Origin of the sequence: Lysobacter antibioticus (assembly GCF_001442535.1) — a bacterium.
Classification (GTDB): domain Bacteria; phylum Pseudomonadota; class Gammaproteobacteria; order Xanthomonadales; family Xanthomonadaceae; genus Lysobacter; species Lysobacter antibioticus.
Genome location: NZ_CP013141.1, coordinates 2,225,212 through 2,239,205 on the forward strand (window position 1 = coordinate 2,225,212; position 13,994 = coordinate 2,239,205).

The 13,994-nt window shown below is 68.1% G+C and carries 12 protein-coding genes and 1 other RNA gene (1 of these 13 running past the window's edge); 2 read left to right on the top strand and 11 right to left on the bottom strand.

All coding sequences use genetic code 11. From position 1 onward, the window contains the following. Positions 1–145: 145 nt before the first annotated feature. The 10 genes from murG to rnpB form a co-directional block, all read right to left on the bottom strand. On the bottom strand, positions 146–1,234 hold the full coding sequence (gene murG, locus GLA29479_RS08960; RefSeq protein ID WP_057916937.1) for an undecaprenyldiphospho-muramoylpentapeptide beta-N-acetylglucosaminyltransferase: 1,089 nt from the start codon (positions 1,232–1,234) through the stop codon (positions 146–148). After that, the gene (ftsW, locus tag GLA29479_RS08965; protein WP_057971381.1) at positions 1,231–2,550 is read right to left on the bottom strand and encodes a putative lipid II flippase FtsW; all 1,320 of its coding nucleotides are present in this window, start codon (positions 2,548–2,550) and stop codon (positions 1,231–1,233) included. Before ftsW ends, murG begins: the two co-directional genes overlap by 4 nt. After that, positions 2,550–3,638 (bottom strand): phospho-N-acetylmuramoyl-pentapeptide-transferase, encoded by a 1,089-nt coding sequence (gene mraY / locus GLA29479_RS08970; protein WP_057916935.1) that lies wholly within the window; start codon positions 3,636–3,638, stop codon positions 2,550–2,552. Before mraY ends, ftsW begins: the two co-directional genes overlap by 1 nt. Further along, positions 3,628–5,019 (bottom strand): UDP-N-acetylmuramoyl-tripeptide--D-alanyl-D-alanine ligase, encoded by a 1,392-nt coding sequence (locus tag GLA29479_RS08975; RefSeq protein ID WP_057971382.1) that lies wholly within the window; start codon positions 5,017–5,019, stop codon positions 3,628–3,630. Before GLA29479_RS08975 ends, mraY begins: the two co-directional genes overlap by 11 nt. Beyond that, positions 5,016–6,539, bottom strand: a complete 1,524-nt coding sequence (locus tag GLA29479_RS08980; RefSeq protein ID WP_057971383.1) for a UDP-N-acetylmuramoyl-L-alanyl-D-glutamate--2,6-diaminopimelate ligase — start codon at positions 6,537–6,539, stop codon at positions 5,016–5,018. The genes GLA29479_RS08975 and GLA29479_RS08980 overlap by 4 nt, the downstream gene beginning before the upstream one ends. After that, positions 6,536–8,518: a peptidoglycan D,D-transpeptidase FtsI family protein gene (locus tag GLA29479_RS08985; protein ID WP_082638440.1), complete on the bottom strand. Its 1,983-nt coding sequence runs from the start codon at positions 8,516–8,518 to the stop codon at positions 6,536–6,538. Before GLA29479_RS08985 ends, GLA29479_RS08980 begins: the two co-directional genes overlap by 4 nt. Next, complete coding sequence (gene ftsL, locus GLA29479_RS08990) at positions 8,515–8,778, bottom strand: cell division protein FtsL (RefSeq protein WP_031371593.1); 264 nt, start codon at positions 8,776–8,778, stop codon at positions 8,515–8,517. Before ftsL ends, GLA29479_RS08985 begins: the two co-directional genes overlap by 4 nt. Next, positions 8,775–9,731, bottom strand: coding sequence for a 16S rRNA (cytosine(1402)-N(4))-methyltransferase RsmH (gene rsmH, locus GLA29479_RS08995; RefSeq protein ID WP_237051741.1), 957 nt, complete (start codon positions 9,729–9,731; stop codon positions 8,775–8,777). The genes ftsL and rsmH overlap by 4 nt, the downstream gene beginning before the upstream one ends. Before the next feature lie 11 nt (positions 9,732–9,742). Continuing rightward, positions 9,743–10,189 carry a division/cell wall cluster transcriptional repressor MraZ gene (gene mraZ / locus GLA29479_RS09000; protein ID WP_057916931.1) on the bottom strand — a complete coding sequence of 149 codons (447 nt, stop codon included), beginning with the start codon at positions 10,187–10,189 and terminating at the stop codon, positions 9,743–9,745. A gap of 979 nt (positions 10,190–11,168) precedes the next feature. After that, positions 11,169–11,528, bottom strand: an RNA gene (gene rnpB, locus GLA29479_RS23355) — RNase P RNA component class A. A gap of 93 nt (positions 11,529–11,621) precedes the next feature. On the opposite strand from rnpB, the gene GLA29479_RS09005 reads away from it, so the two are divergent. Further along, on the top strand, positions 11,622–11,975 hold the full coding sequence (locus tag GLA29479_RS09005; protein WP_057971384.1) for a hypothetical protein: 354 nt from the start codon (positions 11,622–11,624) through the stop codon (positions 11,973–11,975). Here GLA29479_RS09005 and rsmI read toward each other — a convergent pair. Beyond that, positions 11,972–12,799 (bottom strand): 16S rRNA (cytidine(1402)-2'-O)-methyltransferase, encoded by an 828-nt coding sequence (rsmI, locus tag GLA29479_RS09010; protein ID WP_057971385.1) that lies wholly within the window; start codon positions 12,797–12,799, stop codon positions 11,972–11,974. The two genes, GLA29479_RS09005 and rsmI, sit on opposite strands and share 4 nt — an antisense overlap. Positions 12,800–13,180: 381 nt before the next feature. On the opposite strand from rsmI, the gene GLA29479_RS09015 reads away from it, so the two are divergent. Continuing rightward, positions 13,181–13,994: the 5' portion of a penicillin-binding protein activator gene (locus tag GLA29479_RS09015; RefSeq protein WP_425599979.1), read on the top strand. 20 nt of this gene lie beyond the right edge of the window; only the first 814 of its 834 coding nucleotides appear in the window; it begins with the start codon at positions 13,181–13,183; its stop codon lies off the right edge, out of view.

The following is a 13,994-nucleotide window of genomic DNA, read 5'->3' on the forward strand; positions in this document are numbered from 1 at the left end:
GGGAATGGGGAATGGGGAATGGGGAATCGGTTCAAGCAGCTACGACCACGGTTGCAAATACGAATGAGGAAACAACTCTGCACAGACGGCGAACGGACGACGCTCGCGCGCCGATTGCCGATTCCCCGTTCCCGATTCACAGCGTTCATCGCCCCGCCTCCAGCACCGCATCGGCGACGCGTTCGGCGGCGTCGGGTTTGGCCAGGGCGCGCGCGGCGTTGGCCATCTGCAACAGCACGCCGCGCTCGGCCAGGATTTCGATGGTCGCCGACAGGCGTTCGGCGAGGTCGCCGGCCTGCGGCAGCAACTGCGCCGCGCCGCGATCGACCAGGAAACGCGCGTTCTTGGTCTGATGGTCGTCGACCGCCTGCGGGAACGGCACCAACACGCTGCCGACACCGGCCGCGCACAGCTCGGCCAGGGTCAGCGCACCGGCGCGGCAGACCACCAGGTCGGCCCAGGCGTAGGCGGCGGCCATGTCGGCGATGAAAGGTTCGACCGAAGCGACCACGCCGGCTGCGGCATAGGCGCGCTCGGCTTCCTCGCGCAGCTTCTCGCCGCACTGGTGCCGCACCTGGCAAGGCACGCGACCGCGCAAACCGGCGATCGCCGCCGGCACACCGGTGTTGAGCGCGCGCGCGCCCTGGCTGCCACCGAGCACGAGCAGGCGCAGCGGGCCGCTGCGTTCGGCGAAACGTTGCGCCGGCGCCTCGATGGCCGCGATCTCGGCGCGCACCGGGTTGCCGACCACTTCTTCGTGCCCGCCCGGAAAGGTGTCCGGAAAGCCGGTCAGCACATGGCGCGCGAAACGCGACAGCACGCGGTTGGTCATGCCCGGCGCGCGGTTCTGTTCGTGCACGATCAACGGCACGCCGGCCAGGCGCGCGGCCAGGCCGCCGGGGCCGGCCGCGTAACCGCCGAAACTCACCACTGCGCGCGGCTGACGCTGGCGCAGCACGCGCTGCGCCGCGCGCACCGAGGACAGCAGGCGGAACGGTGCGCGCAGCAACGTGGCCAGGCCCTTGCCGCGCACGGCGCTGATCGCGATGGTGTCGATGGCGACGTCGTGCTGCGGCACCAGGCGCGTTTCCATGCCGCCGTCGGCGCCGAGCCAACACACCGGAACATTGCGGCCGCGCAAGGCCTTGGCCACCGCAAGCCCCGGGAAGATATGGCCACCGGTGCCGCCGGCGAGAATCATCACCGGGCGTTCGCTCGAACGAAGCTCGCTCATGCGGACCTCCCGAGCGAGGGTTCGACCCGCTGGCGCAGGCGACTGGTGCCGCGCGCGTTGTCGTGGCTGCGCGTATTGGCCGACGCTGCCGGACCGGTATTCGACGCTGCCGCTGCCGGTGGCGCCGCGCCCTGCCCTTGCCCGGCTTCGCCGCGCAAACGCGCAACCTGGCGCTGGGCGCGGTCGAGTTCGTAGGACACACGCAACAGCACGCCGAGCGCGGCGCAGCTCATCAGCACGCTCGAGCCGCCGTAGGAAATCATCGGCAGAGTCAGGCCCTTGGTCGGCAGCAAGCCCAGGTTCACGCCGATCGAGACGAAGCTCTGCAGCCCCATCCACAGGGCGATGCCGAAGGCGACGTAGCCCGAGAAGTGGCGGCGCATCTCGACGCACTTCAGACCGATCCACAGTGCGCGCCCGGCCAACAGCACGTACAGGCCGACCACGGTGCAGACGCCGGCGAAACCGAACTCCTCGCCGATCACCGCCATGATGAAGTCGGTGTGCGCTTCGGGCAGATAGGACAGCTTCTGCACCGACGCGCCAAGGCCGACCCCAGTCCACTCGCCGCGGCCGACCGCCATCAACGCGTTGGTCAGCTGATAGCCGGTGCCGAACGGATCGACCCAGGGGTTGAGGAACGAGGTCAGGCGGGTAACGCGGTAGGGCTCGGCGATGGCGATGATCGCCAGCACCGGCAGGCCGATCAGCACCGGGCCGAACATCCGCGGCATGTTGACGCCGCCGAGCACGAGCATGCCGGCGGTGATCGCCAGCAGCAGCGACGACGAACCGAAGTCGGGCTGCATCAATAACAAGGCGACCAGCACCACGGCCACGCCGATCGGCTTGAGCATCGCGCCCCAGGTGGCCGAGATGTCTTCGCTGAAGCGCTTGAGGTAGCTCGCCAGCCAGACGATATAGAGCAGCTTGACCGCCTCGACCGCCTGGAAACTGGCCGGGCCGAGGTTGATCCAGCGCTTGGCGCCGTTGACCTGCTTGCCGATCACCGGCACGAACACCAGCAGCAGCAACACCACGCAGACCAAGAGCAACCACTGGTTGTGCTGCTCGATGGTCTTGAGCTCGGTGCGCATCAGCCAGAAGCCCAGGCCCAGGCCGACCGACAGGAAGATCAGGTGGCGGGTCAGGAAGTAGAACGGATCGACGGCATGGGTCGCGGCGACGCCGAGCGAGGCCGAGCCGACCATGATCACGCCCGCGCAGGCCAGCGCCGCGGACACGGCGAGCAACCACGGGTCGTAGCGCCCGTGGATGGCGTCGAGTCGCGTTGCCTGGCGTGCGGAATTTTCCATCAACGGACCTTGAGGGTGGCCAGACCGACCAGCACCAACACCACCGAGATGATCCAGAAGCGCACGATCACGCGCGGCTCGGGCCAGCCCTTGAGTTCGAAGTGGTGATGGATCGGCGCCATGCGGAACACGCGCTTGCCGGTGAGCTTGAACGAGGCGACCTGGATCATCACCGACAAGGTCTCGATGACGAACACGCCGCCCATGATCACCAGCACCAGTTCCTGGCGGACGATCACGGCGATGGTGCCGAGCACCGCGCCGAGCGCGAGCGCGCCGATGTCGCCCATGAACACCATCGCCGGATAGGTGTTGAACCAGAGGAAGCCGAGACCCGCGCCGGCGATCGCCGCGCAGATGATCACCAGCTCGCCGGCCCCGGGCACCTGCGGGATCTGCAGGTACTTGGAGAACTCGGCGTGGCCGGAGGCATAGGCGAACACGCCCAGCGCGCAGGCGACCAGCACGGTCGGCATGATCGCCAGGCCGTCGAGGCCGTCGGTCAGGTTGACCGCGTTGGAGAAGCCGACGATCCAGAAATAGGCGACCACGATCAGGCCGGCGCCGAGCGGGATCGCGATGGCCTTGATCAGCGGCACGTAGAAGGTCGTGCTGGCGGCGGTGGCCGGATCGGCGGTGAAGTACAGGAACGCACCCGCGGCCAGGCCGAAGATCGACTGCAGCAGGTACTTCCAGCGCGACTTCAGGCCGTTGGGGTCGCGGTGGACGATCTTGATCCAGTCGTCGTACCAACCGATCGCGCCGAACGCCAGCATCACCGCCAACACCAGCCAGACATAGCGGTTGCGCAGGTCGCCCCACAGCAGCACCGAAGCCAGCACCGTGACCAGGATCAGCGCGCCGCCCATGGTCGGCGTGCCGGCCTTGGAGAAATGCGTCTGCGGGCCGTCCTGGCGGATCGGCTGGCCGCCCTTGTACTGGGCAAGCTTGCGGATCACCGCCGGCCCCCACCACAACGACAGCGCCAGCGCGGTCAGCGCGCTGAGGATGCCGCGGAAGGTGAGGTAGCCGAACAAGCCGAACAGGCTCTGCAGTTGTTCGAGCCAGCGAGTCAATTCAAGCAACATGCGACGTCCCCTTCCCCTGTTCGGGCTTCTGCGCGGACAGCAACGCCGTCACGATCCGATCCATCGCACTGCTGTGCGAACCTTTGACCAACACCCGCACGCCGTCGCGCAAGTCGGCGGCCAGCGTCTGCGCGAGCGCGGCATGGCTTTCGTGCACGCTGCCGCCCTCGCCGAAAGCCTGGGCCGCTGCGCTGCTGAGCGCGCCGAGCGCGTACAGACGGCGGATGCCGGAAGCCTTGGCGCGGCGGCCGATCTCGACATGCATCGCGATTTCGTCGTTGCCGATCTCACGCATGTCGCCGAGCACCAGCCAGTTCTCGCCGCCGATCTCGGCCAGCGCATCGATCGCCGCCGCGGTCGAGCCGGGGTTGGCGTTGTAGCTGTCGTCGATCAACACCGCGCCGTTGTCGAGGCGGTGGGTGATCAGGCGTCCCTCGACCGGGCGCGCGGCGTTCAGGCCGGCAACGACCGCGTCGAAGCCGGCGCCGGCGGCGAGCGCCAGCGAGGCCGCGGCAAGCGCGTTGCGCACGTTGTGGCGCCCGACCAACTGCAGCGCGATTTCCGCCCGCCCCTGCGGCGCGACGAGTGCGAAGGTCGAGCCTTCGGTGCCGAGGCGGACGTCGTGCGCGGTGACCTCGGCGCTGGCGTCCAGGCCGAAGCGGATCACCCGGCGCCCGGCTGCACGTTCGCCGAAGTACGGAGCGAAGGCGTCGTCGGCATTGATCACCGCCACGCCGTCCGCCGGCAAAGCGTCGTAGATCGCCGCCTTGGTGTCGGCGATGCCGAGCAGGCTGCCCATGCGTTCCAGATGCGCCGGGGCGATGTTGTTGACCAGGGCCACTTGCGGGCGCGCCACGCGCACCAGGTAAGCGATGTCGCCGGGCTTGCCGGCGCCCATTTCGTAGATCGCGAACTGCGCGTCTTCCGGTGCGTCGAGCACCGCCAGCGGCAGGCCGATCTCGTTGTTGCGGTTGCCCGGCGTCGCATAGGTACGGCCGGCGCGTTCGAGGATCGCCGCGGTCAGGGTCTTGACGCTGGTCTTGCCGTTGCTGCCGGTGATAGCGACCACGGTGCTGCCGCTGCGCTGCGCCTGCACTGCGGCGGCGAGGTCGGCGAGCGCGCGCTCGGTGTCGGCGACCACCACCTGGGCGACCCGGGCATCGATCTCGCGCGCGACCAGGGCACCGACCACCGCGCTGCCGGCGAGCTTGGCGACATGGTCGTGGCCGTCGAAGCGTTCGCCCTTGAGCGCGACAAACAGCGCCGCGCCTGTCTCGGGCAGCGCGCGGGTGTCGGTGACGACCAGGTCGATCGCCGCATCGGCGCCGCGCAGGCGGCCGCCGGTCATGCGCGCGATTTCGGACAGCAGCAGGCTCTTCATGGTCGCTCCTGCCCATCCTGGGCCCGCGACGCTTGCGCATCCATGTGCGGTGCGCGAGCCTCCAGCGCCGCACGGGCTACGTCGGTGTCGTCGAAGGCATGGCGCACGCCATGGATCTCCTGATAAGGCTCGTGCCCCTTGCCGGCGATCAACACGATGTCGTCGGCATCGGCCTGGGCGATGGCGTGGTCGATGGCCGCGCGGCGATCGCGCAGGACCAACGCACGCTGCGGATCGCGCAAGCCGGCCATGATGTCGGCGACGATGACGTCGCCGTCTTCGCCGCGCGGATTGTCGTCGGTGACGATGACCAGGTCGGCGCCGTACTCGGCGATCGCCGCCATCTGCGGGCGCTTGCCGCGGTCGCGCTCGCCGCCGCAGCCGAACACGCAGATCAGGCGCGCGCCGGCATGCGAGCGCAACGACGCCAGCGCCTGTTCCAGCGCGTCGGGCGTGTGCGCATAGTCGATCACCACCAACGGCGCGACACCGTCGCCGCCGAGGCGGTTCATGCGCCCGTGGATCGGCTGCAACTGCGACAGGGTTTCGGCGATCCGCGCCGGCTGGTCGCCGAGCGCGTACAGGGTGCCGGCCACCGCCAGCAGGTTGTCGACGTTGAACCGGCCCAGCAGCGGCGACACCACCGCGTGGGTCTGGCCGTCGACGACCAGGTCGAAGCCGATGCCGCGATTGTCGAAGCTCAGGGTCTCGGCGCGAACGACGGCGTTATCGCGATCGCGCGAGCTCAGGCCCACCGCGCGCACCGACTTGGGCAGCTTGGCGATCAGTTCGCGGCCGAACTCGTCGTCGAGATTGATCGCCGCGGCCTTGAGTCCGGACCATGCGAACAGGCGCGCCTTGGCTGCACCGTAGCTCGCCATGTCGCCGTGGTAGTCGAGATGATCGCGGGTCAGATTAGTGAACACGCCGACGTCGAAATGCACGCCGGCGACGCGGCCCTGATCGAGCGCGTGCGAGCTGACTTCCATCGCGATCGCGGTCGCGCCGGCGTCGTGCATGTCGGCGAGCAATTCGTGCAACTGCAACACCAGCGGGGTGGTGAAACCGGTCGGGACGATTTCGCCGTACAGGCCGGCGCCGAGGGTACCGACGGTGCCGCAGCGGATGCCGCGCAGAGCCCAGGCCTGCGCGATCAGCTGCACGGTCGAGGTCTTGCCGTTGGTGCCGGTCACGCCGACCACGGTCATCGCTTCGGTGGCGCGGCCGTGGAAGCGGTCGCCCATCTCACCCAGGCGCGCACGCAGGCCGGGCACGGCGATCGCATCGGCCGGGGCCGGCAGTTCATCGGGCGCGGGCGGCTCGAACAGGATCGCGCTGGCGCCGTTGGCGCGCGCCTGCTCGACGAAACCCAGGCCGTGGGCGCCGAAGCCGGCGATCGCGACGAAGGCATTGCCGGGACGCACCGCGCGGCTGTCCATCACCAGGCCGGTGATACGCAGATCGCCGGGGATGCCGGCGATGTCGGGCAACAGTTCGGCCAAGGGCATCAAGCGACTCATCGCGCCCCCCCCTGGACCAACGCACTCGCCGCGATCGGCGGCGGCGAAGCGACGGTCTGCGTCGCCACCGGAACCACCGGGCCGCTCGGCTTGCCACCGTTCTGCTTGAGGCGCTTGGCTTCGGCCGCGGCCTGCACCGCCAGCCAGGTTTCGATGTCGTCGGGCGCCACGTCCATCAGGCGCAACGCGCCGTCCATGACGTTGCGGAACACCGGGCCCGACACCGAGCCGCCGTAGTAGCCGCGCTTGGTCGGGTCCGGCTCGCTGACCACCACCACCATCGAGAAGCGCGGCTTCTCCACCGGCACCACGCCGGCGAACAAGGACACGTACTTGCGCGAGTAACCGCCGGTGGCGCTGAACTTGCGGGTGGTGCCGGTCTTGCCGGCGACGTGATAGCCGAGGATCGCCGCCTGCTTGGCGGTGCCGCCCGGCTCGGTCACGGTCTGCATCATGCGCATGATCTCGCCGGCCACCGCCGGCTCCAGCACCTGCCGCGCTTCGTTGCGCTGACCCTTGACGAAGGTCGGCTGGATCAACTTGCCGCCGTTGGCCATCGCGGCATAGGCCATGGCGATCTGCACCGGCGTGGCCGACAGGCCATAGCCGTAGGACATGGTCGCCTTGGTGGTGCCGCTCCAGCGCGACGGCGGCGCCAGCAGACCCGAGGACTCGCCCGGGAAGCCGCTGTTGGGCTTCTGCCCGTAACCGAAACCGCGGATGAAGTTGTAGTAGTAGTCGTTCGGCAACGGCAGGGCGAGCTTGGCCGCGCCGACGTTGGAGCTCTTGGTGATCACGCCCGTAACGGTCAGCACGCCGTTGTTGTGGGTGTCGGTGATGCGATAGCGGCCGTTGGGCATCCAGCCCGGCGTGGTGTTGACCAGGGTCGTGGGCTTGACCGCGCCGGCATTGAGGGCGGCGGCGACGGTGATCGGCTTCATCGTCGAACCCGGTTCGACCACGTCGGTGACCGCACGGTTACGGTGGGTATCGCGGTTGCCGGCGCTGAGCAGGTTCGGGTTGTAGGTCGGCAGGTTGGCCATCGCCAGCACCTCGCCGGTCTCGATGTCGAGCACGACCGCCGAGGCGCTGCTGGCGCCGGTTTCGACCAGCGCACGACGCAACTCGCGGTAGGTCAGGTACTGGATGCGGCGGTCGAGGGTCAGGGTCAGGTCCTTGCCCGGCTCGGCCGACTGCACCAGATCGACGTTCTCGACGATGCGGCCGGCGCCGTCGCGGATCACCCGCTTGGTGCCGGGCTTACCGCGCAGTTCGTGGTCGAACGCCAGTTCCAGACCTTCCTGACCGCGGTCGTCGATGTTGGTGAAGCCCAACACGTGCGCCATCGCCTCGCCCTGCGGGTAGAAGCGGCGGAACTCGCGCTGCGAAAACACCCCCGGCACCTTGTGCGCCAGGATCTTGCGCGCCTCGTCCGGATTGATCCGGCGCTTGAGGTACATGAACTCCTTGCCCGCGCGCTGGGCCAACTTGCGGGTCAACTCGTCGCGCGACACGCCCAGCGCCTTGGCCAGCTCCGGCAGACGCTCGGGGTTCTTGGCGAGCTCCTTGGGATTGCCCCAGATCGACTCGACCGGCGTCGACACCGCCAGCGGCTCGCCGTTGCGGTCGGTGATCATGCCGCGCGAGGTCGGGATCGGGATCTCGCGCAGCGAGCGCGCGTCGCCTTGCTGGCGATAGAAATCGTTGCTGATGACTTGCAGATCGAGCGCGCGCCCGACCAGAGCGATCGCGCACAGGCCCAGCGAGCCGCCGACCAGGATCAGGCGGTTGCGCAAGTTGAACTGGGCGACGCGACCGCGTGGCTTGTTGCCGCGCGAGCCGCGATCTTCGCGGGCACGGGCGAAGCGCTCGCCGATGCCTTCGACCAGACGGTCGAAACCGCCGCCGCGGCCGCGGTCGCCGAGCACGCGATCGAGCGGCCCGCTACGGGTGGGGCGATGCGACTTGCGACCGGTCATGGCCGGATCACCACGGTTTCGGCGCCTTCCGGGAACTTCATCCCGATGCGCTCGCGCGCGACCTGGTCGATGCGGTTGCTCTCCGCCCAGGTCGCCTGTTCCAGCTGCAGGCGGCCGAACTCGATGTTGAGTTCGTCGCGCTCGCGTTGAAGCTTGTTGAGTTGCACGAACAACTGGCGATGCTCGTGGCGTGCGAACACCACCAACAGGGCAGAGACCACGTTGGCGACGATCAGCAGGGCAAGCAGCAGACGCATCATGCTGCGCCTCCCTGAGCGCCGTCTCCCAGCTTCTCGGCCACCCGCAGCACCGCGCTGCGCGCACGCGGGTTGCTCGCGGTCTCTTCGTCGAAGGCCTTCTGCGCACCGCCGATCGCCAGCAGGGTCGGGGTGAACGCCAGCTCGATCGGCATGCGCCGGTTGGCCGGCGGCGCCTTCGAGTGGCGGGCGATGAACTGCTTGACGATGCGGTCTTCGAGCGAGTGGAAGCTGATCACCGCCAGGCGGCCGCCGGGCTTGAGGCGGGCCAGCGCGGCGTCGAGGCCGGCTTCTAGATCGGCCAGTTCGCGGTTGATGAAGATGCGGATCGCCTGGAAGCTGCGGGTCGCCGGGTGGATCTTGTTGTCGCCGCGCGGCATCACCGAGGCGATCAGATCAGCCAACTGGGCGGTGCGCAGCAAGGGCTGCTCGCTGCGGCGGGCGACGATGGTGCGGGCGATCTTGCGGCTCTGGCGCTCTTCGCCATAGGTCCACAGCACGTCGGCGATCTCTTTCTCCGACGCCGTGGCCAGCCACTGCGCCGCGCTCTGGCCGCTGTCCGGGTCCATGCGCATGTCGAGCGGACCGTCCTTGCCGAAGCTGAAGCCGCGCTCGGCGACGTCGAGCTGCGGCGAGGACACGCCCAGGTCCAGCAACACGCCGTCGAGACCGGCGGCGGTTTCGTCCCAGTGGGCCAGGTCGGCGAAGCTGCCGCGATAGATCGACACGCGCGGATCGCCACCGAACTCGCGTTCGGCCACGGCGATCGCTTCCGGGTCCTTGTCCATCACCAGCAGCCGGCCTCGCGCTTGCAAAAGCTCAAGTACGCCGCGGGCATGCCCGCCGCGTCCGAACGTGCCGTCGAGATAGGCACCGTCCCCGAGCACCCGCAGGCCATCCAGCGCCTGCCGGTACATCACGGGAAGGTGGCCGGATCGCGCGTGCGTGCGTTCCATGCCACCGCCCGTCATAGCTGCAGGTCGAGCAGCTCGTCGCTCAGATCGTCGTCGGTGATCGTCTGACGGATCTGCGCGTGATGCGCTTGCTCGCTCCATAACTCGAATTTGTCGCCCATGCCCAGCAAGACGGCTTTCTTCTCGATGCCGACCGCGGCGCGATGGCTGCCCGGCAGGGTGATGCGGCCGTTGCCGTCGAGTTCGACGAAGGCGGCCGCGCCGACCAGCTTGAGCTGCATGTTGCGGTTGACCTTCTTGGCCTTGGGCAGCTTGTTGACCTGGTCGCGGACGCGTTCCCAGATCGACAGCGGATACAGATAGAGAGAGCCCGACTCGAACGGGTTGTAGGTGATGACCAGGCGGTTGCCGCATTCACGCGCGACGACGTCGCGGTAGGCGGTAGGTACCGCCAGCCGTCCCTTGTCATCGATCGTGATGGCGGTTTCGCCCTGGAACATTGCGCACCTTTGCGGTTCCCGTCTCTACCGGACGGGTCACCTCGTTCATTCGCCCGGTTGGACGGCTGGCCTCGAAAACCCACGAAAACCCAGGTTTTCCCTCGGATGTCCACATTAGCAGGGTGCACAGGGTTGTCAACAACTTTCCGGGGCAAATTTCATCAAGCACATCAATGGCTTGCGGCGGACTTCAGAGTCTTATTCAAGACTTATCCACTAACCTTTGTTTCGTCTCACATTTTGAGACTCAGCACGTCACAAAGTGACCCTCACGCGATGGCCGTCACAGTTGTTAAAGTCCTGTTGCGAAGCAGCAACCTGTGTCGATCAGCGCAGAAGGTCGGATTTGCCCGCACGATCGGCGGCAACTATCGGAACATGCGCAAGCGAATGGATCGCCGATGACTGCCGCGCTCCGGCACCCGGCCGACACCGTGCGGACTGGCATGCGATCGTGCCGAGCGGACCCCGATGCTCAACCGCCCTGCCCAACACCGGGTACCAAAGAGAGGGGATCCGGAAGCGCGGCCGAGCCCGAAGAACGCCCGCCCTCCCCCCCTCTCCCGCACGCGGAAGAGGGAGCCAAGCCGCCGTGGTCGTTGCGACCGCAGCAACCACACCAAGCAACCAGCCCCCAGACAAAGCCCCGATGTCGAGAGCCCCCTTTAGTAAAGGGGGCGCCCCAACGGGGCGGGGATTTGGAGATGCATAGCGGGGCCCGAAGTTTGCGCAGCAAACTTTGGGGTTCAGGGCGAAGCCTGGAAAAGCGCCCGAAGAACGCCCGCCCTCGCCCGCCCCTCTCCCGCCAGCGGGAGAGGGAGCCAAGCCAAAATTTCGAGACAACAACTCCGGCCACCCCCTCGGTACCGAGAGCCCCCTTTAGTAAAGGGGGCGCCCCGGAGGGGCGGGGATTTGGACGCACATAGCGGGGCCCGAAATTTGCAACGCAAATTTTGGGGCTTCTTGGCGTAGCCAAGAAGCGCGAAGCCGGCCGATAAGCCGGGTTCTGTCGTGGACAGTCATTCCTCTAGGCGCAACGTCACCGTTACGCTCAAGCAACCTACCCGGAGACATCGCGGGCCGCGACATAGTCTCCCTATTTGGTTTTGCTCCCGGTGGGGTTTGCCGTGCCGGTCTGTTGCCAGACTCGCGGTGCGCTCTTACCGCACCGTTTCACCCTTACCACGCACCCTTGCGGGCCGTTCGGCGGTCTACTCTCTGTTGCACTTTCCGTCGGCTTGCGCCGCCCAGGCGTTACCTGGCACCGTGCCCTGTGGAGCCCGGACTTTCCTCGGCACCGGATCTTGCGATCCGATGACGCGACTGCCTGGCCGACTCCGCGCCGGCATTGTCGCACGCGCCGGGCCGAATCGCCGGCGCGCGCCTGAATCGACGGAAACGACCTCATCCACGGCAAGGATCGGCCAAGCTCATGCAAAACGACGACCCCGCAGATCATTACCCGCTGTATCCATTGGGCATGCTGCGCCGACATGGGCTGGCCGACGCTCAGGACTTGGCCGAGCGCCTGCCCTCATGGAGCGAAAGCGAATTGCGCGAGGCCTTCTGGCCCGCCTATCGCGCGATCCGCGTAACCGAGACCGAACTGGAGCGCTGTGGCGGCATCGACGGCGGCGAACGCGTCCTGCAACTCAACGGCCAGCCGATCTTCGTCTCGGAAGACATCTGGAACTTCCAGGTGCGGGCCGGTGCCGAACTGATGGCCGCACTGGTCGCCGCGCTCGAACGTCAGCGCGCAGCGTCGCCAGACATAGCGACGCCTTAGTCGCCGCTGCCGTACAAGGCCTTGCGCGGCGCCCCGCTGAGTTCCGCCGCCACCTTCGCCGCGGTCGACGGCGGCAGATGCTCTTTGAGCTTGGCGTACAGGCGCAGACCCTCGACGACCTTGGCGTCGGCATCGTCGCCGGCGCCCTCGACCATCACCACGAACTCGCCCTTGCGCTGGTTCGGGTCGGCCTTGACCCGCGCGGCGAGTTCGCCGAGCGAGCCGTCGAGCACGGTCTCGAACAACTTGGTCAGCTCGCGCGCCAGCACCGCCCGCCGCTCGAAGCCGAACACGTTGACCATGTCGTCCAGCGTTTCCTCGATCCGATGCGAGGACTCGTAGAACAATAAGGTCTGCGGTTCGGCGGCGAGCCGGGTCAGGCGTTCGCGCCGGGCCGCACCCTTGGCCGGCAGGAAACCCTCGAAACTGAACCGATCCGAGGCCAGACCGGCGACACTGAGCGCGGCGATGGCGGCGCAGGCGCCGGGTACCGGCGAGACGCGTATGCCGGCCGCGCGCGCCGCGCGCACCAGGCGGAAGCCCGGATCGCTGACCAGCGGGGTGCCCGCATCGGACACCAAGGCCAGCGATTCGCCCGCCTGCAGACGCGCGACCAACTGCGCCGCCTGCTGTTCCTCATTGTGCTGATGCAGCGCCAATAACGGCCGTTCCAGACCGAAATGCGCCAACAATTGGCGAGTGTGGCGCGTGTCCTCGGCGCAGATCGCCGCGACCGTGCGCAAGGTGTCGAGCGCGCGCGGCGACAGATCGCCGAGGTTGCCGATCGGGGTTGCCACAATATGAAGGGTGCCGGAGGTCTGCATCGTACGGTTACGGTAAGGGCGGGTAGAATCCTAACCGGTCCCACAGGAACGCCGCTGGACGGCGGATGCAAGCCGATGAATCAAAAGAAAAACCGGCCCGCGATGACATGGATGTTCAGCCTTCTGGCCGCAACCGCCCTGCTCGGCGGCTGCGCCACGGTCGAAACCCGCCCGGTCGCCGCGATCAACGCGGCCAACCCGCTGATCGCCCAGGCGGCCCACCTCGCCCGCAACAACGCCAGCCTCAGCGGCGCGGCGCGGACCGAGAACGAACAACAGATCGAACGCTTGCTGTCGCAGCTCGACAACGCCGCCCTGGCGCGCGAAGCCGATGCCGTGCCGGTCGGCGATCCGCTCTACAACTACCTCGGCCGCCAGCTGATGCAGCGCGGCCTGCCCTTGCCGCGGCCGTTCGACCAGACCTCGAACTGGAGCTTCAGCGGCGCCGGCCAGCGTCCGCCGGCCGAAAGCGATGGTTACCGACCGCCGGTCAAGCTCGCGGTACTGCTGCCGCTGACCGGCGCGCTCGCGACCGCTTCGGCGCCGGTGCGCGACGGTCTGCTCGCCGGCTATTACGGCGAAAGCCGTCGTCGCCCCGAAATCGTCTTCTACGACACCTCCGGTACCGCCGGCGGCACCCTGGCCGCGTACGACAAGGCCGCCGCCGCGGGCAACGATTTCGTGATCGGCCCGCTCGGCCGCGACGAAGTCAGCGCCCTGTTCGGCAAGACCGCCCTGCCGGTGCCGGTGCTCGCGCTCAATCGCGGCAACGTCGCCCCGCCCAGCGGCAACGTCAGCTTCTCGCTGACGCCCGAGGACGAAGGCATCGCCGCGGCCGACTACCTGCTCGAGCGCAAGGTCGTGCGCGTGCTCGCCATCGGCGGCGCCGACGAAGGCCAGCGCCGTGCGATCGCCGCCCTCAAGGAGCGCCTGGCCGCACGCGGCGCCCAGGTCACCGACACCGTCGGCGAAGGCACCGCCGACCTGGCGCCGTTCGTGGCCAAGGAAGGCGGCGTCGACGCCGTGTTCCTGGCGACCAAGGGCAGCGCCGCACGCACCCTGATTCCGAAGCTCGCCCTGGTCGGCCTGGCCGACAAGCCGCGCGTGGCGACCTCGCAACTGCTGTCGGGCACCGGCAAGCCGGAGCAGGACCGCGTTCTCGACGGCATCGCCTTCCCGTCCGAATCCTGGACCA

Coding starts and splice junctions, on each gene's coding strand:
- GLA29479_RS08985 (WP_082638440.1), bottom strand. CDS start 8,518: ATGACCGGTCGCAAGTCGCATCGCCCCACCCGTAGCGGGCCGCTCGAT.
- rsmI (WP_057971385.1), bottom strand. CDS start 12,799: ATGCAGACCTCCGGCACCCTTCATATTGTGGCAACCCCGATCGGCAAC.
- rsmH (WP_237051741.1), bottom strand. CDS start 9,731: ATGGAACGCACGCACGCGCGATCCGGCCACCTTCCCGTGATGTACCGG.
- GLA29479_RS08975 (WP_057971382.1), bottom strand. CDS start 5,019: ATGAAGAGCCTGCTGCTGTCCGAAATCGCGCGCATGACCGGCGGCCGC.
- mraZ (WP_057916931.1), bottom strand. CDS start 10,189: ATGTTCCAGGGCGAAACCGCCATCACGATCGATGACAAGGGACGGCTG.
- ftsL (WP_031371593.1), bottom strand. CDS start 8,778: ATGATGCGTCTGCTGCTTGCCCTGCTGATCGTCGCCAACGTGGTCTCT.
- mraY (WP_057916935.1), bottom strand. CDS start 3,638: ATGTTGCTTGAATTGACTCGCTGGCTCGAACAACTGCAGAGCCTGTTC.
- GLA29479_RS08980 (WP_057971383.1), bottom strand. CDS start 6,539: ATGAGTCGCTTGATGCCCTTGGCCGAACTGTTGCCCGACATCGCCGGC.
- ftsW (WP_057971381.1), bottom strand. CDS start 2,550: ATGGAAAATTCCGCACGCCAGGCAACGCGACTCGACGCCATCCACGGG.
- murG (WP_057916937.1), bottom strand. CDS start 1,234: ATGAGCGAGCTTCGTTCGAGCGAACGCCCGGTGATGATTCTCGCCGGC.
- GLA29479_RS09005 (WP_057971384.1), top strand. CDS start 11,622: ATGCAAAACGACGACCCCGCAGATCATTACCCGCTGTATCCATTGGGC.